A 22943-nucleotide genomic window follows, 5' to 3' on the forward strand; every position below is an offset into this window, starting at 1 on the left:
CAATGACGAAGGAGGATATCATGCCTCAACCGGCCCGCTTCAGCCACAGGCGCGGATCGCTCTCCCGCCCTGCGTCGCGGGAAAGGGCCGCGCAAAGATCGGCCATGGCGGCGAGGTTGTGGATCGGCCGGAACGAGTCGACATGCGGCAGCATCGCCCGGATGCCGCTGGCCCGCGCCGCGAAGGCGTCATAGCGCAGCAGCGGGTTGAGCCAGACCAGCTGCCGGCAGGAGCGGTGCAGCCGGTCCATCTCGAAGCCGAGCTCGTCGTCGAGATGCCGCTCCAGCCCGTCGGTGAAGAGCAGCACGACCGCTCCGCCCGCCAGCACGCGCCGCGACCAGATGCGATTGAAATCGTGCAGCGCTGTGGCGATCCGCGTGCCGCCTTCCCAATCCGGAGCGGCCTTGCCGGCGAGAGCCAGCGCCTCGTCGGGGTCGCGCGCCTTCAGCATGCGGGTGACGTTGGTCAGCCGGGTGCCGAAGACGAAGGAATGCACATGCCGGCGCTTTTCGGTGAGCGCGTGCAGGAAATGCAGGAAGATGCGCGAATACTCCGCCATCGAGCCGGAAATATCGACCAGCGCCACGATGGGCGGATGAACCTCCCGCCGCTCGCGGAAGGCGAGATCGATCGACCCGCCCCCGCCGCGCAGCGAGCGGCGGAAGGTCCGGCGCGGATCGATACGGTCCCCTCGCGCGGCCGGCACGAAACGGCGTGTCCGTACGGCGTCGTCTGGAAGCCGCAGATCGGCCATGAGCTGCTTTGCCCGGGCGATCTCGGCAGCGCTCATCTGCGCGAAATCGCGCGATTTCAGCATTTCGCGGTCGGAGACGGTGAGCCGCGCCGTCAGCTCCGTCAGCTCGCGCGGCGGCTCCTCCTCGCGCGGCGGCGGCGCGAAGGCTTCGGCCACGCGCAGCGCGCCGGCCTCGGCCTTCTGCGGGGCGCTGTCGGCGGCGGGCGAGACCGGCGACATCTGCGCCATGATCTTCTCGATCAGGTTGCGGCGGCGCCAGAACAGCCGGAAGGCTTGCTCGTAGAGCGCGCTGTCCTCGTGCTTCTTCACGAAGATCGCATGCAGCGTCCAGTAGACGTCGTCACGCCCGCCGAGCGCCCCTGACCCAAGCGCCTCGACTGCCTCGGCGATGGCGCCCGGGCCGACCGGCAGCCCCGCCTTGCGCAGCGCGCGGGCGAAATAGGCGACGTTTTCCGGAAGCTTGCCGGTCACGGGCCGGCCGTCTCGGTCATGAACACCTTCTGGACGATCTGCCATTTGCTCTCGACCTTCAGGAAGGAGAGCAGATCGGTGAAGTAGCGTGGCGGCATCTGGCACTTGACCTTCACCAGCGCCAGCGTCGGCCCGACGAGGTCGATGGTCAGGATATGATCGCCGCGCACCATGCCGGCCGCCTTCGGCGAGGGGCGCTCGCGCACCGCCTTCAGCCATTCGTCGCGCGGGACGATCTTGATCGTGCCGTCCTCCTGCGCCGTGGTCAGCGCCGAGGTCGGATGGAAGGCGTGTTCGAGCTTGGTGGTGTCGCCCTCGTAGAGGCCGTTCAGATAGGTCCAGGTCACCGCCTCGATCGCCCTGAGATCGTTGTACATGGTCGTTCCTCCGGCTGCCTTGTGGGACAATCCTTGTCTAGCCGCACCGCCTTGCGCGATCCTTGATCTGCCGCAGCCGGATGACGGAAGCTCAGCCGCGGGCCTCGCTCCTCGCCTGATCCAGAAGTTCCTTCACCTTCGAGCCCTGCATCGTCTGGATATCGTCCTGATACTTCAGCAATGCACCGAGCGTGTCGGAGACGATGGCGGGGTCGAGCGCCACCGCGTCGAGCTCGACCAGCGCAGTCGCCCAGTCCAGCGTCTCGGCGACGCCCGGCGCCTTGAACAGCTCCTCCTTGCGGATCGCCTGCACGAAGGAGACGACCTGCTTCGAGAGCTTCTGCGGGGCGTCCGGCAGCTTCGCCTTGAGGATCGCGAGTTCGCGCGGCGCATCGGGATAATCGACCCAATGATAGAGGCAGCGGCGCTTCAGCGCGTCGTGAATCTCGCGCGTGCGGTTGGAGGTCAGGATCACGATCGGCGGCTGTTCCGCCTTGACCGTACCGAGCTCCGGAATCGTCACCTGAGCATCGGCCAGCACCTCGAGCAGGAAGGCCTCGAAGGCTTCGTCAGTCCGGTCGAGTTCGTCGATCAAGAGGATCGGCGGGCCGCCCGCCTGCGGCTCGAGCGCCTGCAGCAAGGGCCGCTTGACCAGGTATTTCTCCGAGAAGATGTCGCTTTCCAATCGCTCACGATCAGCAGCCGCGCCGCCCGCTTCCGCGAGCCGGATCGCCATCATCTGCCCGGCATAATTCCACTCGTAGACGGCGGAGGAGAGATCGAGCCCCTCATAGCATTGCAGCCGGATCAGACGGCGGCCCAGCGCCGCGGCGAGCACTTTGGCGATCTCGGTCTTGCCGGTGCCAGCCTCGCCCTCCAGCAGCAGCGGCCGCTTCATCCTGAGCGCCAGGAAGAGCACCGTCGCGAGCGGGCGGTCGGCGACATAGCCCTGGCCCTGCAGGAGCGCGAGCGTCTCGTCGATCGAGCCGGGGAGCGAGGGGGTCTCAAGCATCGCGAACTGTCCTGACATAGGCTCCTGGGATCGGCTCATCGCGTCGACCAGGCGAACCACAGCGCAACCGCGGCCATGCCGAGCGCGGCACCGCGACGGATCGCACGCTCGCGATCCGGATGGAAGAGCAGAGCCCGCGCCTGGCTGGCACCCAGAACGAGCATGGCATGGACGGCCGTGGCGATCACCACGAAGACCGCGGTCAAAAGCAGCACCTGCTGCTGCGGCGCCGGTGTCGGCAGAAACAGCGGAATCACCGCGACATAGAAGATCGCGGCCTTCGGGTTCAGCAGATTGGTGACGAGGCCGCGACGAAAGGACACCGCCATGTCCGCCGCTCCGCCCGCCGGAGCGTCGCGCCAGGAATCATAGGCCAGCCAGAGCAGATAGGCGACGCCGCACCAGCGCAGGGCGGCAGCGAGCCCGGGCACGGCATCGCTGACGAGGCCCATACCGAAAGCTGCGGCAGCACCGAGGAGGGCCAGCCCGAGCGCGACGCCGGCCACGGCGGCAAGGCCGGCGCGGCGTCCTTGCGCCAGGCTCAGCGCCACCAGATAGCCCATGTTCGGCCCCGGGGTCAGTTCGGAAATCAGGGCCGTGACCACGAATTCCCAGAACCGCACCGGCCTGCTGCGGATTACTTGCCGATCGCCTGCGCCACCGCCTGCTTCGCCATCACCCCGATCAGATGCGCGCGGTATTCGGGATCGGCGTGCATGTCGCCGTTGATGCCCTCGGCGGTGTGCTTCAGGCCCTCCAGAGACTTCGGCGCGAAACGCATCTTCAGCGCGGCCTCGGCCTCGGGCCAGCGGAAAACGCCGCCCTCGCCCGCACCCGTCACCGCCACCCGCACCTCGCCGCCGCGCTTGGCGACGAAGACGCCGACCATCGCATAACGAGAGGCCGGGTTGCGGAACTTGGCATAGCCGGCGCGCGAGGCGACCGGGAACGACACCCGCGTGACGATCTCGCCCTCTTCCAGGGCCGTCTCGTACAGCCCGGTGAAGAACTCCTCGGCAAGCAGCTTGCGCTTGTTGGTGACCACGGTCGCGCCGAGCGCCAGCAGCGCCGAGGGATAGTCCGCCGCGGGGTCGTTGTTGGCGACCGAGCCGCCGATGGTGCCGCGATGGCGCACATGCGGGTCGCCGATATGGCCGGCGAGATAGGCGAGCGCGGGAATCGCCTCCTGCACCTCCGGGGAGGCCGCCACCTCGGCATGGGTCGTCATCGCGCCGATGACGACGTTGCGTCCCTTGCGGACGATGCCCTTGAGGTCCGGGCAGGCACCGAGATCGATCAGCGCGGAGGGCGCTGCAAGCCGCTGCTTCATCGTCGGCAGGAGCGTATGTCCACCGGCGATCAGCTTGGAATCCTCCTTCTTCAGCAGAAGGGTCGCGGCCTGCCGGGCGCTTGTCGGCTTGTGGTAGGTGAAAGCGTACATCGTCCTGTCCTCTCAGCTCACTCGGCCGCCAGGCGGCTGATCGACTTCTGCGCCGCGCGCCAGACCGCCTGCGGCGTCGCCGGCATCGCGATGTCCTCATGGCCGAGCGCATCGGTGATGGCGTTGATCACGGCCGGGGGCGAGGCAATGGCACCCGCCTCCCCGCAGCCCTTGATGCCCAGCGGGTTGGAGGGGCACGGCGTCACCGTCATCCCGACATCGAAGGACGGCAGGTCGTCCGCACGCGGCATGCAGTAATCCATGAAGCTGGCGGTGACGAGCTGGCCCTCGGCGTCGTAGCGCGCGCCTTCCAGCAGCGCCTGCCCGACGCCCTGGGCGATGCCGCCATGGACCTGCCCCTCGACGATCATCGGGTTGATGATGTTGCCGAAATCGTCGACCGCCGCCCAGCGCTCGATCCTGGTCACGCCCGTCTGCGGATCGATCTCCAGCTCGCAGATATGGACACCGGCCGGGAAGGTGAAGTTGGTCGGGTCGTAGAACGCGCCCTCCTTCAGCCCCGGCTCCAGCTCCTGCCCGTTGAACTTGTGGGCGACATAGGCCTGCAGGGCGCAGGAGCCGAAATCGAGCTTGCGGTCCGTCCCCTTCACCGAGAAATGGCCGTCCGCGAAGTCGATATCGGCCTCGTCGGCCTCCAGCACATGGGCCGCGACCTTCTTGCCCTTGGCGATCACCTTGTCGATCGCCTTGAAGATCGCCGACATGCCGACCGCGCCGGAGCGGGAGCCATAGGTCCCCATGCCCATCTGCACCTTGTCGGTGTCGCCATGGATGATCGAGACATTGTCGATCGGGATGCCGAGCCTGTCGCTGACCAGCTGGGCGAAGGTCGTTTCATGCCCTTGGCCGTGGCTGTGCGAGCCGGTCAGCACCTCGACCGTCCCCACCGGGTTCACCCGGACCTCGGCCGATTCCCACAGGCCGACGCCGGCGCCGAGCGACCCGACGGCCGCCGAAGGCGCGATGCCGCAGGCCTCGATATAGGAGGAGAACCCGATGCCGCGCAGCTTGCCGCTGCGGGCAGAATCCCGCTTGCGCTTGCCGAAGCCCTTGTAGTCGATCATCTCCAGCGCCTTCTTCATCGAGGCGCCGTAATTGCCGGCGTCGTACATCATGATGACCGGGGTCTGGTGCGGGAACGACCTGATGTAGTTCTGCATCCGGAACTTGGCCGGGTCCTTGCCGAGCTGGCGGGCGGTGACCTCCATCAGCCGCTCGATCACGAAGGTCGCCTCCGGCCTCCCGGCGCCGCGATAGGCATCGACCGGGGCGGTATTGGTGTAGACCGCGTCCACCTCGCAATAGATCGCCGGGATGTTGTACTGGCCCGACAGGAGCGGCGCATACAGATAGGTCGGCACCGAGGAGGAGAAGGTCGAGAGATAGGCGCCGAGATTGGCCTTGGTATGTACCTTGAGACCGAGAATCCGCCCGTCGCCATCGGTCGCGAGTTCCGCATGGGTGACGTGGTCGCGGCCATGCGCGTCGGAGAGGAAGGCCTCGGTACGATCAGCCGTCCACTTGACCGGCCGGCCGACCTTCTTCGCCGCCCAGACGCAGACCGTCTCCTCGGCATAGATGAAGATCTTTGAGCCGAAGCCGCCGCCGACGTCCGGCGCGATCACCCTGAGCTTGTTCTCCGGCGCGATGCCGATGAAGGCCGAGAGCACCAGCCGCGCCACATGCGGATTCTGGCTGGTCGTGAACAGCGTGAACACGCCGTCGCCGGCGTCGTAGTCGCCGACCGCCGCGCGCGGCTCCATCGCATTCGGCACCAGGCGGTTGTTGACCAGGTCGAGCCTGGTAACATGGGCAGCCCCTGCGAAAGCCTTGTCGGTCGCGGCCTTGTCGCCGAGATGCCAGTTGAACACGGTGTTGTCCGGCGCCTCGTCATGGATGACGGTCCCGGCCCCGGCCGCCGTGGCGGTATCCACCACCGCCGGCAGTTCCTGGTAATCCACGACGATCGCTTCGGCGGCGTCCTTCGCCTGCGCCAGCGTCTCCGCCACCACCACGGCGACATGATCGCCGACATAGCGCACCTTGCCCTGGGCCAGCGCCGGATGGGCGCCCGCCCGCATCGGCGAGCCGTCCTTGTTGTGGATCATCCAGCCGCAGATCAGCCCGCCGATCTTGTCGGCCGCAAGGTCGGCACCGGTGAAGATCCCGAGGACACCCGGCATCGACGCTGCGGCGCCGGTGTCGATGCCGCTGATCGTGGCATGGGCATGCGGCGAGCGCAGGAAATACGCATGGGCCTGGCCCGGGCGATTCACGTCGTCGGTATAGCGACCCTGGCCGGTGATGAAGCGGTGGTCTTCCTTGCGGCGGACTGCGGCGCCGATACCTGTTGCGGACATGGTGTTCCCTCCAGAACGCCTCTTCGCGGGCGCTTCAAGCCATGGGACTCGAATAACGGAACGGAGGCCGATCCAGCGCCGCGCGCAGGGCCGGCAAGGGCGGCTTACTCGGCCGCCTGGCGAACCGGCATGCCGGTCTTGCCCATCGCCTCGGCGCCGGCGGCGATCGCCTTGACGATGTTGTGGTAGCCGGTGCAGCGGCAGATGTTGCCGTCGAGATCCTCGCGGATCGTCTTCTCGTCCAAGACGTGGCCGCGGCGGTTCACCATGTCGACGGCCGCCATGATCATGCCCGGCGTGCAATAGCCGCACTGCAGCCCGTGGTGTTCGCGGAAGGCCTCCTGCATCGGATGCAGCGTGTCTCCGGCGGCCAACCCCTCGATGGTCGTGACGGCCATCCCTTCGCAGGCGATGGCAAGCGTGGTGCAGGATTTCACCGCCTTGCCGTCGACATGGACGACACAGGCGCCGCACTGGCTCGTATCGCAGCCGACATGGGTCCCGGTCAGCCGCAGATTCTCGCGCAGGAACTGCACCAGCAAGGTGCGGGGCTCGACATTGCCGGTGACCGGCTTGCCGTTCACCGTCATCGATACGGTCGCCATCCTCTTCCTCCATAAATCCGGGTCTGCCGCCCGGCTGGTGACATCTCTGCAGTCGCCTTGATGGGCGATCCGCAAAGACCGAGCCTCTTCTTGGAACGGCTATAAATCGAATGTGGACCCGCGAAATCCCGCGGTCAAGCCGGCCCGCCTTTTTGAAGAGGCCACGTTTGGCGGCGAAATCTGCGCGTTCTGCCGTTTCCGCTACGTCCCTTGCGCAACCTCAGCGTGTGCGCGCATTTCCGTTTCCACATTTTTAAGAGAGACGGGTCAGCATGGGCTGAAATCGGATTTCTCCAGTGCCAGACCGCCCTTCGCTCTCGACAGCCGAGCAGATCCAGAGCCGCCTGCGCGCCATCGGCTGGAACGCGGGCCAGCGCGCGACATTGGCTCGCTATGGCAAGCTGGCGGACCCGTTGATCGATCCCCTCGTCGAGGAGGACTTCGAGCGGGTCTTGCGCATAAACCCCCTGGCAGACGCCAAGCTCCTGCCTGTGAGCGAGGAGCTTCGTGCCCTCGAGAAGAGCCATGCCCGGCTCGTCTTTGTCGGCGCTTTCGACGCCGAATACGTGGCGTCGGCCGAGGCGCTGTGCCAGCTGGAGCTGCGCGCCGAACTCGGACCCAAGCCCCGGGTGTCACTGGCGATGGCGCTGATGCAGCGGCTGGCCCGGATGTGCTGGCGCAGCCAGCTCTTCCAGCCGCGGCGCCTGGCGGCCGAGCTCTTCGTCGTCGAGCGCATTCTGACCTTCGACGTGACCACGGCGGTGAGCATTTCCGATGAATTCCGCGTGCACCGCGCCGAGCGTCGCGCGCGCTTGATCAACGAGGCCACCCAAACGCTCGGAACGCATATGGGCGAACTCGAGGGCAGCATCGCTGCCGCTGCGGGCCAATTCGGCTCGACGGCTGAGGAGACGGCCCACGCGACGGATTTCATCAAGACCGCGCTGGGGGAGGTTGCCGACGCCGCGACGCTGGTCCGCGAGAAATCCGTTCAGACAGCCGCCGCGACGGAAGAGATGTCAGCCAACATCGCCGAGATCGGGCAGCGCGCCCATACCAGCCTCGTCGTCGCCCAGCGGGCCGTGGCGGATGCCGATCAGATGAACCGGGTGGTGGCGCGCCTGCAGGAGGCGACGGGCAGCATCGGCGCCGTGGTCGGCATGATCGCGGACATCGCGGCGCAGACCAATCTCCTGGCCCTCAACGCAACCATCGAGGCCGCCCGTGCCGGCGAGGCCGGGCGCGGCTTCGCCGTGGTGGCGGCCGAAGTGAAGTCGCTGGCCACCCAGACGGCCAGCGCCACCAGCGACATCGCCGTGCAGATCGCGGAGCTCAAGGCGAGCGCCGAAGCCTGCGGCACCCATGCCCATTCCATTGCTGCGACCATCGGCGAGATCAGGCTCGACTCGGAGGCGATCTCCGGAGCGGTTTCTCAGCAGAGTATCGTGACATCGGGGATCGCGCGCGACGCCGCCGCCGTCGCGAAGAGTTCGGACAGGGCGATCGAACGCGCGACCGCCGTCAGCCGCAGCCTCGACACGACGGCAGAGGCGATGGACCGGGCTCACGCCGCCGCCGATGACATCGCCGTGAGGGTTCGCGCGGCGGAGACGACCGTGGCCGGCACGCTGCGCGCCTTGCGCGAAGCCTCCTGAGGCGGGGCTCAGCCTTCGCTGACGGCCTTGGCGAAATTGGCGAAGAACTCGTCGGCGAGCTTCTTCGAGACCGAATCGATCAGGCGCGAGCCGAGCTGCATCAGCTTGCCGCCGACCTGCGCCTCGACCTCGTAGCGCAGCAGCGTCTGGCCGGCTTCGGCATCCGACAGCATCACCTTGGCGCCCCCCTTGGCGAAGCCGGCGATGCCGCCCTCCCCCTCGCCCTGGATGCGGTAGCCATTCGGCGGATCGAGATCGACGAGCTCGACCTTGCCCTTGAAGGTCGCCTTCACCGGGCCGAGCTTGACCTTCACCACAGCCGAGAGATGCGTGTCGTCATCCTTGGTCAGCTGGTCGCAGCCGGGAATGCAGGCCTTCAGCACCTCGGCGTCGTTCAGCTTCGCCCAGACGACGTCCTTCGCCGCCGGCAGCGTCGCCTCGCCGCTCATCGTCATCGCCATGCCGCATCTCCCTCCCTGCCGCCGACCGCTGCGCTTGCAGCCGGTCCAGCCGCGGCGTTATCCAGTGCTTTATCCATGGTCGCAAAGCGGGCTCCCGCACAAGAGGGCTCGCGGCACGGTCGCCCGGCATCGTGACGAGGTTCGATGGTCGCTCTCACTGCCGATGAATCCGCGATCGCCGCGGGCTCGAAGGGCGACGGCGCCGCGATGGCCATGCGGATCGTCGCCGAGGCCGCCCGGCTCATGGGCGCCCCCCGCCTGATCCCGATCGCGTCCGCCCATATCGACGGCGCGCTCTATCATGGCGATTCCGGCACTCTTTTCGCGGAGGCCCTGGTGGCGGGCGGTGCCCGCACGGCCGTGCGCGCGACGCTGAATGTCGGCTCGCTCACCCCCGCCGGCTGCGCCGCCGTCCACCTGCCGCCGCACGAGCATGAGATGGCGCGCCGGATGATGCGCGCCTACGAGGCGATGGGCTGCGAGCCGAGCTGGACCTGCGCACCCTACCAGGCCGGGCACCGCCCGGCCCAGGGAAGCGATGTCGCCTGGGGCGAATCGAACGCCGTCGTCTTTTGCAACTCGGTTCTCGGGGCGCGAACGAACCGCTATGGCGATTTCCTCGACATCGCCTGCGCCATTGCCGGCCGCGCGCCTGACTACGGCCTGCACCGGCCGGAGAACAGGGTCGCGACTCTGCTGCTGGATGCAGGCGGCCTGTCAGACGCGCTGCGGCGTAGCGCGGTCCTCTACCCCGTGCTCGGGACTCTGCTGGGCCGCCGCGCCGGCAATGCCGTCGCAGTCATCGACGGCCTGCAAGGCTGCACCGACGAGGACCGGCTGAAGGCGCTCGGCGCCGCAGCCGCCTCGGCTGGCGGTGTGGGCCTCTTCCATGTCGCAGGCGTGACGCCCGAGGCGCCGGATGCCGCGGCGGCACTCGGCGGCCTGCAACCGCAGGAGCGCATCGTCGTCACGCCCGCCGAGCTGTCGGCCACGCTCGCCACGCTCTCGACCGCCGCCGACGGCGAGCGGATCGACGCGGTCGCCATCGGCTCGCCCCATCTGTCGCTGGCGGAGATCGATGCGATGGAGCAACTCCTGGCCGGCCGGCGCCTTCAGCGCCCGCTCTATGCCAACACCGGCCGGCATGTGCTCTCGGCGCTCGACCGGGCGGGGCGGCGGCGCGGCCTGGAAGAGGCGGGCGTCGTTTTCGTCGTCGATACCTGCATCGTCGTGACGCCGATCCTGCCGGAGCTTGAGGGCGCGGTGCTGATGACCAATTCCGGCAAGTTCGCTCATTATGCGCCGGGGAACACCGGCTATGCGGTCGTCTACGGCTCGCTCGGCGAATGCGTCGAGAGCGCCGTCGCCGGGCGGCTGGTCAGGGAGGCGCGGGCATGGAACTGAGATGCCAGCCGCTGCTTCCGGGCGCACCGGTCGAGGGCATCTGCCTCGCCCTCACGGCACCGATCAGCTTCTGGGGCGGCGTGAACCCGGCCAGCGGAGAGATCATCGACGCGCGCCACCCGCAGCGCGGCCTCAACATCGCCGGCACCGTCCTCGCCTTGCCCGGGACGATCGGCTCGTCCTCGGCATCGGCCGTCCTGCTCGAGCTCGTCCATGCTGGCCGCGCCCCGGCCGCCCTGTTGATGGACGCGCCCGATGCCATCCTGCTGCTCGGCATCGTCGTCGCCCGCGAGATGGGCTGGCCCGCGCCGCCCGCCTTTCGTCTCCCCGCTGCCGAACAGGCCGCGCTGGCGGGCCGGTTGCTGCGGATCTCGCAGGCCGGCGTCATCACGCTTGACGCCGAGGCACCGAGCCTGTCCACCGCGGGCAGGCCCTGAGAAGACGCGGCGAGCCGCCGGAGGACAGGATGGACGAGCAGGATCGCTACGACGCCGGGATGAAGACCCGCCGCGCTGTGCTGGGCGAGGCCTATGTCGACAAGGCAACCCAGGGAGTGACAGCCTTCAATCGCGACTTCCAGGCTTTCATCACCCGCACCGCCTGGAACGATGTTTGGAACCGGCCCGGCCTCGACCGGCGGACCCGGTCGGTGATCGTGCTGTCGGTGGCGTCCGCCCTCGGCGCCTGGGGCGAGTTCCGCATCCATGTCCGCGGCGCGCTCAACAACGGGCTGAGCCGCGAGGAGATCGGCGAGCTCCTGATCCAGGTTGGAGTTTATGCCGGTGTCCCGGCCGCCAACCATGCCTACAAGGAAGCGGCTGCCGTCTTCGCGGAGATCGATGCAGAGAGCGCCGGCTGAGCCTGGTCAGAGCGCCTCGAAACGGCGGCGGCGATAGAGCAGGCTGCCGCCCCGGCCCTGCCCGCCGAGCGCAACCACCTCGCCGATCAGCACGCGGTGGCTGGCGATGTCATGCGTCGCCACCAGCCGGCAGTCGAACGCGGCGAGCGCGTTGCGCAGCACGGGAGCGCCCGTGGCGAGTCCGCCCCACTCCGCGGTGGCGAAGCGATCCTCGCCCGCGAGACCGCGACGGCTGGCGAAGATCTCGGCCAGTTCCACGTCATGCGCCGGCAGGGTGTTGACGCAGAAGATGCCGCTCGCGACGATCGAGGCCAGCGTGCGGCTCGACCGCTCGATGCAGACCAGCACCGTCGGCGGCGCGTCGGAAACCGATGAAAAGGCCGTGGCGGTCAGGCCGAAGCGCCCGGCCGGCGTCAGAGTTGTCACCACATGCACGGCGCTCGCGACCTCCGCCATCGCCTCCCGGAACGCAGGTCCGGCAGACTGGTCGATCTCGGGCGGCATGGGGTAAACCGTCTTCGTCATGGCCTCGGTCGCATGGCCGGCGTCGGGCGCACGGCGGACAAGATGTAGGGCCTCGCCGCCGCCGGCGCCATATCGCGCCGACCGTTTCGGTCGGAAGCGTCCGGCGAACAGGCTCCCATGTAGATATATCAGACGCTCGTCAAGCGCGTGACAGCGTTCCCATCAGGCCCTCTCGCAGATGCGCCATCAAGGCATCGCACGCCGCAGCGGCCGCAGGGGCATCGGCGGCAGCGATCGCCTGGGCGAGCACGGCATGAAACCGGGCGGCCTGCGGAAGATCGTCCTGCCGCTCGAAATGGTACCAGGCCCGCCGGATCAGCGCCTGAAGCGGCTCGACGGCGCGCGAGGCATAGGGACTGCGGGCGGCCGACGCCACGGCGGCGTCGAGTTGCTTGTCGAGGCGCATATAGGCCGCTGCATCGCCCTGGTCGGCCGCCGCGCGCATGGCCCTCGCCAGATCGACGATGGCGATGCGCTCGGCCGGCCCAGCGCGTCGCGCCGCATCCGAAACCACGAGCTTTTCGAGAACCTCTCGGGCATCGAGCGCCGCCATCACGTCGATGGCGTTGATGTCGGCGACGACCACGCCCTTGCGCGGCAGGATCTCGACCATGCCGTGCTGCGACAGCCGGATCAGAGCCTCGCGGACGGGCGTGCGCCCCAATCCGACGAGCGCGATCAGCTGCGCCTCGGTCAGAGCCGAGCCGGGCTGGATCTCCAATGTGACGATCGCCTCCTCCAGCCGGCGATAGGCCGTCTCCGCCAGGCTCTGGCCGCCATCCGCTCTCCCCTCGTCCACCGCACCCTCGCTTCGCGCTCCATGGCGCCTGCCAACCGCTTGACGGTCGCTTCAAGACTGATATATCAACTGCAGTACGGCCGCGTAACGTTAATTTGCGATCTTGATCGCCGACACTGCAACAGGAGCATCCGATGACCAAGTGGACGGGCGTCCTGCCCGCTGTGACGACGAAGTTCACGGCCGACGACAAGCTCGACATCGCCGAGATGGAGCGTTGCTTCAAGTTCCAGCTCGATGCGGGCATCCACGGCCTCATCGTCGCCGGCTCGCTCGGCGAGGCCTCGACGCTGGAGCCCGAGGAGAAGATCGAGGTCCTGAAGGTCGCGCTGCGCGTCGCCGAGGGCAAGGTCCCGGTGCTGTTGACCGTCGCGCAGGGCTCGACCCGCAACGCCTGCAAGCTCGCCGAGGACGGCGCCAAGGCCGGCGCGGCCGGATTCATGGTCCTGCCGGGCATCCCCTACAAATCCGAGCCGCGCGAGACCGCCGCGCATTATCGCACCGTCGCCAAGGCCGGCGGCCTGCCGGTGATGATCTACAACAACCCGGTCGCCTACGGCGTCGACATCCCGCCGGCCATGCTGGCGGAGCTCGGCGACGAGCCGCTCTTCACCGCGATCAAGGAATCCTCCGACGACATCCGCCGCATCAGCGAGATCAAGTCGCTCTGCGGCGACCGTTTCGCCGTCCTGACCGGCGTCGACAACCTGGCTCTGGAGAGCCTCGCCATGGGCGCGGACGGCTGGGTCGCCGGTCTCGTCGTCGCCTATCCCAAGGAGACCGTCGCGATCTACGAACTCGCCAAGGCTGGCCGCATGGCCGAGGCGATCGCGATCTATCGCTGGTTCCGCCCCCTGCTGGACCTCGACGTCTCGGCCCGGCTGGTGCAGAACATCAAGCTGGTCGAGGCGGTCGCGATCGGCTCCAACGATCGCTGCCGCGCGCCGCGCATCGCGCTGGAGGGCGCCGAGAGGGCCCGCATCACCGCGATCGTCGAGGCGGCCAACGCCCGACGCCCGGCGCTGCCGAAGTTCTGAAAGGACACCGATTGGCCCCTGCCCGCTTCGCCCGCAGCGCGACCGTCCCGGCGCCGAGCGCCGGCCGCACGCATGCGGTCCATGGCGGGGGCCATCGCCTCGCAGAGACTCGGCGATGAAGATCGCCATCGTCGGGACGGGCATCGTCGGCGTCGCCATCGCCCACGCCTTGCTGGACGAGGGGCACGAGGTCCTGCTGCTCGACCGCGAGGGTCCCGCCTTTGGCCCCTCGCGGGGCAATGCCGGCTGGATCGCCCATACCGACATCCTGCCGATCGCCAGCCCGAAGATACTGCGGCAGGTGCCGAAATTCCTGGCCGACCCGCTCGGCCCGCTGAGCATCCGCCCGGCCTATCTGCCGAAACTGCTGCCCTGGCTCGCACGCTTCGTGCTGGCCTCGCGGCCCGGCCCTTATGAGCGCTCGATCTCGGGCCTCGCAGCGCTGCAGCGACTGGCCCTGCCGGCCTGGCTGGCCCGCGCCGAACAGACGGGGCTTGGGCATCTCGTCCACCGCAGGGGCGGGCTGTATGCCTTCACCGATCCCCAGGCCATGGCGGCGGCGAAGGAGATCGCGAAGCGGCAGGCCGCCTTCGGCATCGACGTCCAGATGATCGACGGCCCGGCGCTCCGGAAGTTGGAACCCGCGCTCTCGCCCCGCTTCGCCGGCGCGGCCTATCACCCCGGCACCGCCCATATCAGTGACCCGCTCGAGCTGACGATGGCGCTGTTCGAGGCGGCGCTCGAACGCGGCGCGAACTTCGAGCGGATCGGCATCGACCGGATCTCGGCCGAGACGCGCCCTGCCCTGGAAGCCAGCCATGGCTGGCGGCAGATCGTCGACCGGGTCGTGGTCGCCGCCGGTGCCTGGTCGAAGCCTCTGGCGGCTGCCCTGGGCGACCCGATCCCGCTCGACACCGAGCGAGGATACAATGTCAGTTTCCCCGGCGTGAGCGGGCTCCTCTCGCGCCCGGTCGCCTTCGAGGGCCACGGCTTCGTCGCGACGCCGCTCGATTCGGGCCTGCGCATCGGCGGCGCGGTCGAGTTCGGCGGGCTGGACGCCCCGCCCAACCACGCCCGCACGCGCAAGCTCTACGACAAGGCCGCGACGCTGGTCGAAGGCCTGCCGGCCTTCGAAAGCGGCCGGACCTGGATGGGCTTTCGCCCCTCGATCCCCGATTCCCTGCCGGTGATCGGCAGGGCACGGCGCAATCCCCACGTGCTCTACGCCTTCGGCCACGGGCACTACGGCATGACGCAATCCCACGCGACGGCCGACATCGTCGCCGCTCTGGTCGCAGGCCGGCATCCGGCCATCGACATCACGCCCTTCAGCCCCCGGCGCTTCTGAATCAGCCTGCGAGAAGACGGACCCAAGCCCATGGCGACACACACCTTCTTCTGCGTCGATGGACACACCTGTGGCAATCCGGTGCGCCTCGTCGCGGGCGGCGCCCCGCCCCTTCGGGGCGAGACCATGGTCGAGAAGCGCGCCCGCTTCCTGGCCGAATACGACTGGATCCGCACCGGGCTGATGTTCGAGCCGCGCGGCCACGACATGATGTCGGGCGCGATCCTCTACCCTCCCACCCGGCCCGACGCCGACATCGCCTTCCTCTTCATCGAAACCTCGGGCTGCCTGCCGATGTGCGGCCACGGCACCATCGGCACCGTCACCATGGCGCTGGAGCGCGGGCTGGTGACGCCGCGCGAAGAGGGCGTGCTGAAGATCGACACGCCCGCCGGCCTCGTGACCGCCCGCTATGTCCGCAACGGCCCCTATGTCGACAGCGTCCGCATCACCAATATCGCCTCCTATCTCCATGCGACGGGGCTCACGGCGGAGGTCGATGGGCTCGGCGAGGTCGTGGTCGACGTCGCCTATGGCGGCAATTTCTACGCGATCGTCGATCCGCAGGACGCGATCCGCGACATTGCCGACGTCAACCCGTCCGACCTGCTGCGCTGGAGTCCGAAGCTGCGCGCCGCGCTCAACGCGAAATACGATTTCGTCCACCCGGAGAACCACGCGATCAAGGGCCTCTCGCACGTCCTCTGGACCGGCGAGCCGACTCACCCGGAAGCCCATGCCCGCAACGCCGTGTTCTACGGCGACAAGGCGCTCGACCGCTCGCCCTGCGGCACCGGCACCTCCTCGCGCATGGCCCAGTGGGCCGCGCAGGGGAAGCTCGGTGTCGGCGACGACTTCGTGCATGAGAGCATCATCGGCACGCTGTTTCGCGGGCGGGTCGAGGCCAAGGCCCAGGTCGGCCCCTTCGAAGGCATCATCCCTTCGATCGAGGGCTGGGCCCGCATGACCGGCTACAACACCATCTTCATCGACGATCGCGACCCTCTGGCGCATGGCTTCCAGCTGGCGGATCGCGGCTGAACCAGCCCCAACCGGCGTTCCGGATCATGTTTCGGCCGAAACGCACCCTCTCCGGCCCACACCGGCGCCCGGCCTCCGGCGCAATCATCATGCGCGAAAACCACGCGGCGTCGCACAGAGTTCTGCACATTTCGAGAGCACTTCGCTCCAGATTGCTTTTGACAGAAATGAGACGCGGGGAGATTGTCGTCGCAACAAACCGTTGGTAGCTCTGCATTGCAATCGCATCCCGCATGCGCCGACGTCATGTCGGTGACGAGAACGGGAGCTGGTTCGAGGGGTCGGCGTCTTCCATGGAAGTGTTTCTCCAGCAGCTCATCAACGGGCTGACACTGGGATCGATCTACGGTCTCATCGCCATCGGCTACACGATGGTCTTCGGCATCATCGGCATGGTGAACTTCGCCCATGGCGACATTTTCATGCTCTCCGCCTTCATCGCGCTGATCTTCTTCATGCTGGTGACCGCCGTCGTCGGCACCGGCGCCGGGGTGGTGATGCTGGCGCTGCTCGTGGTGCTCGGCCTGGCGATGTTCTTCACCTCGCTCTGGAACTGGACGATCGAGCGCGTCGCCTACCGGCCGCTGCGCGGCTCCTTCCGCCTCGCCCCGCTGATCTCGGCGATCGGCATGTCGATCTTCCTGATGAACTTCGTCCAGGTCGTTCAGGGACCGCGCAACAAGTCGATCCCGCCGCTGCTCAACAAGTCGATCACGCTGATCGAGAGCACCACCTATTCGGTGCAGATCTCCTACAAGCAGATCGTCATCGTGCTCACCACGGCGATCCTGCTCGCCGCCTTCTGGTACATCGTGCAGAAGACGCCGCTTGGCCGCGCCCAGCGTGCCTGCGAGCAGGACCGCAAGATGGCCGCGCTGCTGGGCATCGACGTCGACCGCACCATCTCGATCACCTTCGTCATGGGCGCCGCGCTCGCTGCGGTCGCCGGCGTCATGTATCTCGTGCTCTACGGCGTGGTGAACTTCTCGGACGGCTTCACCCCGGGCGTGAAGGCCTTCACCGCGGCCGTGCTCGGCGGCATCGGCTCGCTGCCGGGCGCCGTGCTCGGCGGGCTCCTGATTGGTCTCATCGAGGTGATGTGGTCGGCCTATTTCACCATCGACTACAAGGACGTCGCCGCCTTCTGCATCCTCGCCATCGTGCTGGTCTTCATGCCCTCGGGCATACTGGGCCGGCCGGAAGTCGAGAAGGTCTGACGCCATGGCGACGGCAACCACCGCAAAGCCCGCCGCCGGGATCGATCTCAAGGCGGCGCTGAAGGAGGCCGGCTTCGCCGCCCTCGTCACGCTCGGCCTGTGCATCCCGATCATCGCCTGGGGCACGCGCCAGAACATGGACAATGTCCTGGTTCTCGATCCGCGCTGGGACGCTGTGGCCTGGGCGGTCGCGATCGTCTTCGTCGGCCGTTTCCTGGTGGCGCTCCGCCAGCAGCAGAAGGCTGGCAGCAAGAAGCCGCCTATCCGTCTCCTCCCCCACGGCACCCTTGCCTTTTTCCAGCGCCATTCGCGCCTGTTCTCGGTCTTCGGCCTCGGCTTCCTCGCCGCCTTCCCGGCGATTGCGATCGGGCTCGCCGGCTGGGGCGGCGCGCTGAAATGGGTCGATAATTTCGGTGTCCAGATCCTGATCTACGTCATGCTCGGCTGGGGGCTGAACATCGTCGTCGGCCTCGCCGGCCTGCTCGACCTCGGCTATGTCGCCTTCTACGCGGTCGGAGCCTATTCCTACGCTCTGCTCGCCAAGAATTTCGGGCTTTCCTTCTGGATTCTTCTGCCCATGGCCGGCATCCTCGCCGCCTTCTGGGGCATGCTGCTCGGCTTTCCGGTGCTGCGCCTGCGCGGCGACTACCTCGCCATCGTCACCCTCGCCTTCGGCGAGATCATCCGCCTCGTCCTGATCAACTGGACCGAGTTCTCGAACGGCTATGCCGGCATCTCGGGCATTCCGCGCCCGACCTTCTTCGGCATCCCCTTTACAGCGGCCGACAATGGCTTTGCGGCGGTCTTCGGGCTGGAGTTCTCCCCGCTCTACCGAACAATCTTCCTCTATTACCTGATCTTATGCCTTGCCCTGCTGACAGCCTTCGTGACGCTCCGGCTGCGACGCCTGCCCGTGGGCCGCGCCTGGGAGGCGCTGCGCGAGGATGAGATCGCCTGCCGCTCGCTCGGCATCAACACCACCAGCACCAAGCTCACCGCCTTCGCGCTGGGCGCCATGTTCGGCGGCTTCGCCGGCGCCTTCTTCTCGGCGCGGCAGGGCTTCATCTCGCCGGAATCCTTCACCTTCATGGAATCGGCCGTCATCCTCGCCATCGTCGTGCTCGGCGGCATGGGTTCGCTCTGGGGCGTCGCCATCGCCGCCATCGTGATGATCGGCGGCACCGAGCTCCTGCGCGAGCTCGAATGGATGAAGGCGATCTTCGGCGCGGACTTCGACCCGACCAAGTACCGCATGCTGATCTTCGGCTTCGCCATGGTGGTGATCATGATCTGGAAGCCGCGCGGCCTGATCTCGACCCGCGAGCCCACCGCCTTCCTCAAGGAGAAGAAGCAGATCTCGGCCGATCTCGTGCAGGAGGGCCACGGCTGATGACCATCGCCGCACCCTCGAAGGCCGCCGCCCACGGCCGGCCGCTTCTCGAGATCGAGAACGTCACCATGCGCTTCGGCGGGCTCACCGCCGTCAACGCCCTCTCCTTCGAAGCCCGCAAGGGCGAAATCACCGCGCTGATCGGCCCCAACGGCGCCGGCAAGACCACCGTGTTCAACTGCATCACCGGCTTCTACAAGCCGACGCAGGGCATGATCACGCTGACGCAGGACAGCGGCGCGAGCTACCTGCTGGAGCGCATGCCGGACTTCCGCATCTCCTGGAAGGCCAAGGTTGCCCGCACCTTCCAGAACATCCGCCTCTTCGGCGGCATGACGGTGCTGGAGAACCTGCTGATCGCCCAGCACAACCCGCTGATGCTGGCCTCCGGCTACTCCTTCCTCGGCATTCTCGGCATCTCCAGCTACAAGCTGCGCGAGCAGCAGGCGATCGAGAAGGCCAAGTTCTGGCTGGACAAGATCAACCTGACCCACCGCGCCGACGATCCGGCAGCCGACCTGCCCTATGGCGACCAGCGCCGGCTCGAGATCGCGCGCGCCATGTGCACCGACCCGGTGCTGCTCTGCCTCGACGAGCCGGCCGCCGGCCTCAACCCGCGCGAGAGCCTCGATCTCAACGAGCTGCTGCTCTCGATCCGCAAGGATCTCGGCACCGCCCTGCTGCTGATCGAGCACGACATGTCGGTGGTGATGGAAATCTCGGACCATGTCGTGGTGCTCGACTACGGCACCAAGATCGCCGACGGCACGCCAGCCGAGGTGCAGGCCGACCCCAAGGTCATCGCCGCCTATCTCGGCGTCGATGACGAGGAGGTCGAAGAGGTCGAAGCGGAGGTCGGTATCTCGTGAGTGCGACCCAGCCTCTGCTCGCCGTCCGCGGCGTCAAGACCTATTACGGCAAGATCATCGCGCTGAAGGGGGTCGATGTCGACGTCAACCCCGGCGAGATCGTCACCATGATCGGCGCCAACGGCGCCGGCAAATCGACCCTGATGATGACGATCTTCGGCAGCCCGCAGGCGCGGGAAGGCTCGATCACCTATGAGGGCCGCGACATCACCAAGATGCCCAGCCACGAGATCGCCAGGCTCGGCATCGCGCAATCGCCGGAAGGGCGCCGGATCTTCCCGCGCATGACCGTCTACGAGAACCTCCAGATGGGCGCGTCGGTGAACAACTTCGCGCATTTCGACGAGGATCTCGAGCGCATGTGCACGCTCTTCCCGCGTGTGAAGGAGCGCCTGCAGCAGCGCGGCGGCACGCTCTCGGGCGGCGAGCAGCAGATGGTGGCGATCGCGCGCGCGCTGATGGCCCGCCCGAAGCTGCTGATGCTGGACGAGCCCTCGCTCGGCCTCGCCCCGCTGATCGTGAAGCAGATCTTCGAGGCGATCCGCGAGCTCAACCGCACCGAAGGGCTCACCGTCTTCCTGGTCGAGCAGAACGCCTTCCATGCGCTGAAGCTCGCCCATCGCGGCTATGTCATGGTCAACGGCGTCATCACCATGAGCGGCTCGGGCAAGGAACTCCTCGCCAATCCGCAGGTCCAGGCGGCCTATCTCGAAGGCGGGAGGCACTGACGATGCAGGGCATCCTCTACGAAGAGCCGACGATCTGGCTCTTCCTGCTGGTCTCGGTGGTCATGGGCGGCTGGCTCGCCTGGATGGCCGGCCGTGCGATCGCGCTGACCTGGCGGCCAAGCTGGCAGCTCGTCATCTACATGCTGGTCCTCGGCCTGTTCGTGCGCTTCATCCATTTTGCGCTGTTCCAGGCGACGCTGCTGACGCTGCACTACTACATCGTCGACACGGTCGTGCTGATGGCCGTCGGCTTCGCCGGCTGGCGCTACACCCGCGCCAACCAGATGACGCGGCAATATCACTGGCTGTTCGAGCGCGCCGGCCCCTTCGCTTGGAAGCCGCGCCCCGGAGCAGTCATCAAGCCTGAACTGCTCTGAAAACGGGCAGAAAGTCGCATGAGCTTGCCGCGTGACACCCTGCCCGAAAAGCGCAAGACTGCGCTTCACCGGCAGCCTTACGCGCCGAGACGGGCGGTCCGTCCAGCCCGTTGTTAAGATCAAAACAGGGGAGTTTCCACGCATGAAGAAGTTGCTTTTGGGCGGCATCGCACTGGGCGCGGTACTCGCGTTCTCGAGCATGGCCAGCGCCCAGATCAAGCTCGGAGTCGCCGGGCCGATCACGGGACCGAACGCCGCCTTCGGCGCCCAGCTGAAGAACGGCGCCGAGCAGGCCGCCGAGGATATCAACGCCGCCGGCGGCGTTCTCGGCCAGAAGATCCAGGTCAGCGTCGGCGACGACGTCTCCGATCCCAAGCAGGGCGTCTCGGTCGCCAACAAGTTCGTCGGCGACGGCGTGAAGTGGGTCGTCGGCCCGTTCAACTCCGGCGTCGCCATGCCGGCTTCTGAAGTCTACGCCGAGAACGGCGTTCTGATGATCTCGCCTTCGGCCACCAACCCGAAGATCACCGAGCGCGGCCTCTGGAACACCTTCCGCACCTGCGGCCGTGACGACCAGCAGGGCGCCGTCGCCTCGGCCTATCTCTTGAAGAACTTCAAGGACAAGAAGATCGCCGTCGTCCACGACAAGACGACCTACGGCCAGGGCCTCGCCGACGAGACCAAGAAGGGCCTCAACGCCGGCGGCATGAAGGAAGTGCTCTACGAAGGCGTGAACGCCGGCGAAAAGGACTTCTCGGCCCTCGTCTCCAAGATCAAGGCCTCGGGCGCCGACTACCTGTATTGGGGCGGCCTGCACACCGAGGGCGGCCTGATCGTGCGCCAGATGCGCGACCAGGGCCTGAAGACCGTGCTGGTCTCGGGCGATGGCATCACCACCGACGAGTTCTCCACGATTGGCGGCCCCGGTGTCGAAGGCACGCTGATGACCTTCCCGCCGGACCCGCAGAAGCGTCCGGAGGCGGCGGCCATCGTCAAGAAGTTCGCTGCCAAGAACTTCAAGCCGGAAGCCTACACGCTCTACAGCTACGCCGCCGTCCAGATCATGGCCGAGGGCGCCAAGCGCGCCAATTCGACCGATCCCAAGAAGATCGCCGACGCGCTGCACAAGGGCGAGCCGGTGAAGACGGTGATCGGCGATATCGGCTTCGACAAGAAGGGCGACATCACCCGTCCGGACTACACCATGTACACTTGGAAGAAGGGCGCCGACGGCAAGATCACCTATGTCGAGAATTGATCTCGAAGGGTGAGCGCCTGAGCGCGTGAAACAGGACCGCCCCGGTGAAAGCCGGGGCGGTTTTCTTTTGAGAGAAGTTGCAGAGGCCCGATTCCACCGACCTCAACGGCCAGCAGCAGATTACGACAGTGCCGGGATCAGCCGCCGTGCGACCGGCTGCCCGGTCCGACGACCTCGCGCATCGCCACGAAGGTCCGATACTCAGCCACGGTCGGATCGTCGTGGAACATCTCCTTCGTGAAGGCCGCATAGGCATTCATGCTTTCCACCTGAAGGTGAAGCACGAAGTCTGCTCCACCGGTGACATAGGAAGCCTGCCGGACTTCCGGGCGACGCTGAATCTTGCGCGAAAAATCCGCGTAGGTGCGCGAGCCCTGGTTGATCGAGACCAGCACGTGAATGCTGACCGGCACGCCGAGTGTCTCGGGGCTCACGATCGCGATGTCGGCAGCGATGATTTTCTCGCCGCGAAGGCGCCGCAGCCGCCGGAGCACGGCGCTGGTCGACAATCCGACCCGCTCTGCCAGAACGCGGGCCGGTATCTGGTTGTCGATCTGGACCTCCCGCAGGAGAGCTTTGTCAAACCGATCGAGCTCGATCATTTTGGGCGCCCGGAAAGAACATTCGACGAATTTGGTTCTTAGCTAGCCAATTTCGGCGAAACGAGGCAAGCGCCTTCGTTCATCGTCTCGTTGTTGCCCAGCCATGGGCTCGAGAGAGAAGCCATCCTCATGAACGTGATCTGGAGACCCCGCTCCCTGGCCGCGCAGGCGATGGGCAAGATCGACCGTGAGACGAAGGCGGTGGTTCCGCCGATCCATGTCTCGACGACCTATCTGCGCGACGAGGACAATGGCTATTCGACGGGCTTCGTCTATGGCCGGCCGGACAACGAGACGATCCGCGAGGCCGAGAGCGTGCTGGCCATGCTGGA

General features: G+C 67.2%; 24 protein-coding genes and 1 pseudogene. 14 read left to right on the forward strand and 11 right to left on the reverse strand.

The window, feature by feature from the left end:
- Positions 1 to 25 precede the first annotated feature (25 nt).
- The 7 genes from BW981_RS12220 to BW981_RS12250 all read right to left on the reverse strand — a co-directional run bounded on the left by BW981_RS12220 (position 26) and on the right by BW981_RS12250 (position 7041).
- Entirely contained in the window at positions 26 to 1225 is a 1200-nt protein-coding gene (locus BW981_RS12220) for a vWA domain-containing protein (protein WP_076439453.1), read from the reverse strand.
- Entirely contained in the window at positions 1222 to 1602 is a 381-nt protein-coding gene (locus tag BW981_RS12225) for a nuclear transport factor 2 family protein (protein ID WP_076439456.1), read from the reverse strand. Before BW981_RS12225 ends, BW981_RS12220 begins: the two co-directional genes overlap by 4 nt.
- 91 nt (positions 1603 to 1693) lie before the next feature.
- Positions 1694 to 2614, reverse strand: coding sequence for an AAA family ATPase (locus BW981_RS12230; RefSeq protein ID WP_076439572.1), 921 nt, complete (start codon positions 2612 to 2614; stop codon positions 1694 to 1696).
- 35 nt (positions 2615 to 2649) lie between these two features.
- Positions 2650 to 3237: a LysE family translocator gene (locus BW981_RS12235; protein WP_076439458.1), complete on the reverse strand. Its 588-nt coding sequence runs from the start codon at positions 3235 to 3237 to the stop codon at positions 2650 to 2652.
- 14 nt (positions 3238 to 3251) lie between these two features.
- Positions 3252 to 4055, reverse strand: a complete 804-nt coding sequence (locus BW981_RS12240) for an FAD binding domain-containing protein (RefSeq protein WP_076439461.1) — start codon at positions 4053 to 4055, stop codon at positions 3252 to 3254.
- Between the two features lie 17 nt (positions 4056 to 4072).
- Entirely contained in the window at positions 4073 to 6436 is a 2364-nt protein-coding gene (locus BW981_RS12245) for a xanthine dehydrogenase family protein molybdopterin-binding subunit (RefSeq protein ID WP_076439463.1), read from the reverse strand.
- A 104-nt stretch (positions 6437 to 6540) separates the two neighbouring features.
- Entirely contained in the window at positions 6541 to 7041 is a 501-nt protein-coding gene (locus tag BW981_RS12250) for a (2Fe-2S)-binding protein (protein ID WP_076439465.1), read from the reverse strand.
- Between the two features lie 296 nt (positions 7042 to 7337).
- Between BW981_RS12250 and BW981_RS12255 the strand changes: the two genes are divergently transcribed.
- A complete protein-coding gene (locus BW981_RS12255) occupies positions 7338 to 8696 on the forward strand; it encodes a methyl-accepting chemotaxis protein (protein WP_076439468.1) in 1359 nt (452 codons plus the stop codon).
- A gap of 8 nt (positions 8697 to 8704) precedes the next feature.
- Here the strand turns inward: BW981_RS12255 and BW981_RS12260 are convergent, their stop codons facing one another.
- Entirely contained in the window at positions 8705 to 9157 is a 453-nt protein-coding gene (locus BW981_RS12260) for an SRPBCC family protein (RefSeq protein WP_076439471.1), read from the reverse strand.
- Positions 9158 to 9301: 144 nt separating this feature from the next.
- Here BW981_RS12260 and BW981_RS12265 point away from each other — a divergent pair, with 144 nt between their 5' ends.
- From BW981_RS12265 to BW981_RS12275, 3 genes are read left to right on the forward strand one after another with little or no spacing between them, the layout of a single operon-like run.
- A complete protein-coding gene (locus tag BW981_RS12265) occupies positions 9302 to 10561 on the forward strand; it encodes an aconitase X (RefSeq protein ID WP_076439473.1) in 1260 nt (419 codons plus the stop codon).
- A complete protein-coding gene (locus BW981_RS12270) occupies positions 10552 to 10998 on the forward strand; it encodes an aconitase X swivel domain-containing protein (protein WP_076439475.1) in 447 nt (148 codons plus the stop codon). The genes BW981_RS12265 and BW981_RS12270 overlap by 10 nt, the downstream gene beginning before the upstream one ends.
- A gap of 29 nt (positions 10999 to 11027) precedes the next feature.
- The gene (locus BW981_RS12275; RefSeq protein WP_076439478.1) at positions 11028 to 11420 is read left to right on the forward strand and encodes a carboxymuconolactone decarboxylase family protein; all 393 of its coding nucleotides are present in this window, start codon (positions 11028 to 11030) and stop codon (positions 11418 to 11420) included.
- A 6-nt stretch (positions 11421 to 11426) separates the two neighbouring features.
- On the opposite strand, the gene BW981_RS12280 is transcribed toward BW981_RS12275, so the two are convergent.
- Both BW981_RS12280 and BW981_RS12285 read right to left on the reverse strand, forming a co-directional pair.
- Positions 11427 to 11945 carry a flavin reductase gene (locus BW981_RS12280; protein ID WP_076439480.1) on the reverse strand — a complete coding sequence of 173 codons (519 nt, stop codon included), beginning with the start codon at positions 11943 to 11945 and terminating at the stop codon, positions 11427 to 11429.
- Between the two features lie 139 nt (positions 11946 to 12084).
- Complete coding sequence (locus BW981_RS12285; RefSeq protein WP_076439482.1) at positions 12085 to 12744, reverse strand: GntR family transcriptional regulator; 660 nt, start codon at positions 12742 to 12744, stop codon at positions 12085 to 12087.
- 134 nt (positions 12745 to 12878) lie between these two features.
- On the opposite strand from BW981_RS12285, the gene BW981_RS12290 reads away from it, so the two are divergent.
- The 9 genes from BW981_RS12290 (at position 12879) to BW981_RS12330 (ending at position 22009) form a co-directional block, all read left to right on the forward strand.
- Positions 12879 to 13781: a dihydrodipicolinate synthase family protein gene (locus BW981_RS12290; protein WP_076439484.1), complete on the forward strand. Its 903-nt coding sequence runs from the start codon at positions 12879 to 12881 to the stop codon at positions 13779 to 13781.
- 115 nt (positions 13782 to 13896) lie between these two features.
- Positions 13897 to 15129, forward strand: coding sequence for an NAD(P)/FAD-dependent oxidoreductase (locus BW981_RS12295; protein ID WP_076439486.1), 1233 nt, complete (start codon positions 13897 to 13899; stop codon positions 15127 to 15129).
- Between the two features lie 30 nt (positions 15130 to 15159).
- Positions 15160 to 16170, forward strand: coding sequence for a 4-hydroxyproline epimerase (locus BW981_RS12300; protein WP_076439488.1), 1011 nt, complete (start codon positions 15160 to 15162; stop codon positions 16168 to 16170).
- Between the two features lie 293 nt (positions 16171 to 16463).
- A complete protein-coding gene (locus BW981_RS12305) occupies positions 16464 to 17387 on the forward strand; it encodes an ABC transporter permease subunit (protein WP_076439490.1) in 924 nt (307 codons plus the stop codon).
- Between the two features lie 4 nt (positions 17388 to 17391).
- A complete protein-coding gene (livM, locus tag BW981_RS12310; RefSeq protein WP_076439492.1) occupies positions 17392 to 18777 on the forward strand; it encodes a high-affinity branched-chain amino acid ABC transporter permease LivM in 1386 nt (461 codons plus the stop codon).
- The gene (locus BW981_RS12315; RefSeq protein ID WP_076439494.1) at positions 18777 to 19646 is read left to right on the forward strand and encodes an ABC transporter ATP-binding protein; all 870 of its coding nucleotides are present in this window, start codon (positions 18777 to 18779) and stop codon (positions 19644 to 19646) included. Before livM ends, BW981_RS12315 begins: the two co-directional genes overlap by 1 nt.
- Positions 19643 to 20374 carry an ABC transporter ATP-binding protein gene (locus BW981_RS12320; RefSeq protein WP_076439496.1) on the forward strand — a complete coding sequence of 244 codons (732 nt, stop codon included), beginning with the start codon at positions 19643 to 19645 and terminating at the stop codon, positions 20372 to 20374. The genes BW981_RS12315 and BW981_RS12320 overlap by 4 nt, the downstream gene beginning before the upstream one ends.
- Before the next feature lie 2 nt (positions 20375 to 20376).
- Positions 20377 to 20751, forward strand: a complete 375-nt coding sequence (locus BW981_RS12325) for a DUF6867 family protein (protein ID WP_076439498.1) — start codon at positions 20377 to 20379, stop codon at positions 20749 to 20751.
- A gap of 142 nt (positions 20752 to 20893) precedes the next feature.
- Positions 20894 to 22009 carry a branched-chain amino acid ABC transporter substrate-binding protein gene (locus BW981_RS12330; RefSeq protein ID WP_076439500.1) on the forward strand — a complete coding sequence of 372 codons (1116 nt, stop codon included), beginning with the start codon at positions 20894 to 20896 and terminating at the stop codon, positions 22007 to 22009.
- A gap of 137 nt (positions 22010 to 22146) precedes the next feature.
- Here BW981_RS12330 and BW981_RS12335 read toward each other — a convergent pair whose 3' ends face one another.
- Entirely contained in the window at positions 22147 to 22611 is a 465-nt protein-coding gene (locus BW981_RS12335; protein ID WP_076439502.1) for an Lrp/AsnC family transcriptional regulator, read from the reverse strand.
- 129 nt (positions 22612 to 22740) lie between these two features.
- Between BW981_RS12335 and BW981_RS12340 the strand changes: the two are divergent.
- Positions 22741 to 22943 (forward strand): annotated as a pseudogene (locus tag BW981_RS12340) (PLP-dependent transferase); the annotation flags it as partial.

The sequence above is a fragment of the Allobosea sp. TND4EK4 genome (assembly GCF_900156025.1).
Classification (GTDB): domain Bacteria; phylum Pseudomonadota; class Alphaproteobacteria; order Rhizobiales; family Beijerinckiaceae; genus Allobosea.

What these genes read in the sequence shown, in the direction of transcription:
- BW981_RS12225 (WP_076439456.1), bottom strand. Translation starts at nt 1,602, where the DNA reads ATGTACAACGATCTCAGGGCGATCGAGGCGGTGACCTGGACCTATCTG.
- BW981_RS12230 (WP_076439572.1), bottom strand. Translation starts at nt 2,614, where the DNA reads ATGCTTGAGACCCCCTCGCTCCCCGGCTCGATCGACGAGACGCTCGCG.
- BW981_RS12240 (WP_076439461.1), bottom strand. Translation starts at nt 4,055, where the DNA reads ATGTACGCTTTCACCTACCACAAGCCGACAAGCGCCCGGCAGGCCGCG.
- BW981_RS12245 (WP_076439463.1), bottom strand. Translation starts at nt 6,436, where the DNA reads ATGTCCGCAACAGGTATCGGCGCCGCAGTCCGCCGCAAGGAAGACCAC.
- BW981_RS12250 (WP_076439465.1), bottom strand. Translation starts at nt 7,041, where the DNA reads ATGGCGACCGTATCGATGACGGTGAACGGCAAGCCGGTCACCGGCAAT.
- BW981_RS12260 (WP_076439471.1), bottom strand. Translation starts at nt 9,157, where the DNA reads ATGGCGATGACGATGAGCGGCGAGGCGACGCTGCCGGCGGCGAAGGAC.
- BW981_RS12265 (WP_076439473.1), top strand. Translation starts at nt 9,302, where the DNA reads ATGGTCGCTCTCACTGCCGATGAATCCGCGATCGCCGCGGGCTCGAAG.
- BW981_RS12270 (WP_076439475.1), top strand. Translation starts at nt 10,552, where the DNA reads ATGGAACTGAGATGCCAGCCGCTGCTTCCGGGCGCACCGGTCGAGGGC.
- BW981_RS12275 (WP_076439478.1), top strand. Translation starts at nt 11,028, where the DNA reads ATGGACGAGCAGGATCGCTACGACGCCGGGATGAAGACCCGCCGCGCT.
- BW981_RS12280 (WP_076439480.1), bottom strand. Translation starts at nt 11,945, where the DNA reads ATGACGAAGACGGTTTACCCCATGCCGCCCGAGATCGACCAGTCTGCC.
- BW981_RS12290 (WP_076439484.1), top strand. Translation starts at nt 12,879, where the DNA reads ATGACCAAGTGGACGGGCGTCCTGCCCGCTGTGACGACGAAGTTCACG.
- BW981_RS12295 (WP_076439486.1), top strand. Translation starts at nt 13,897, where the DNA reads ATGAAGATCGCCATCGTCGGGACGGGCATCGTCGGCGTCGCCATCGCC.
- BW981_RS12300 (WP_076439488.1), top strand. Translation starts at nt 15,160, where the DNA reads ATGGCGACACACACCTTCTTCTGCGTCGATGGACACACCTGTGGCAAT.
- BW981_RS12305 (WP_076439490.1), top strand. Translation starts at nt 16,464, where the DNA reads ATGGAAGTGTTTCTCCAGCAGCTCATCAACGGGCTGACACTGGGATCG.
- livM (WP_076439492.1), top strand. Translation starts at nt 17,392, where the DNA reads ATGGCGACGGCAACCACCGCAAAGCCCGCCGCCGGGATCGATCTCAAG.
- BW981_RS12315 (WP_076439494.1), top strand. Translation starts at nt 18,777, where the DNA reads ATGACCATCGCCGCACCCTCGAAGGCCGCCGCCCACGGCCGGCCGCTT.
- BW981_RS12325 (WP_076439498.1), top strand. Translation starts at nt 20,377, where the DNA reads ATGCAGGGCATCCTCTACGAAGAGCCGACGATCTGGCTCTTCCTGCTG.
- BW981_RS12330 (WP_076439500.1), top strand. Translation starts at nt 20,894, where the DNA reads ATGAAGAAGTTGCTTTTGGGCGGCATCGCACTGGGCGCGGTACTCGCG.
- BW981_RS12335 (WP_076439502.1), bottom strand. Translation starts at nt 22,611, where the DNA reads ATGATCGAGCTCGATCGGTTTGACAAAGCTCTCCTGCGGGAGGTCCAG.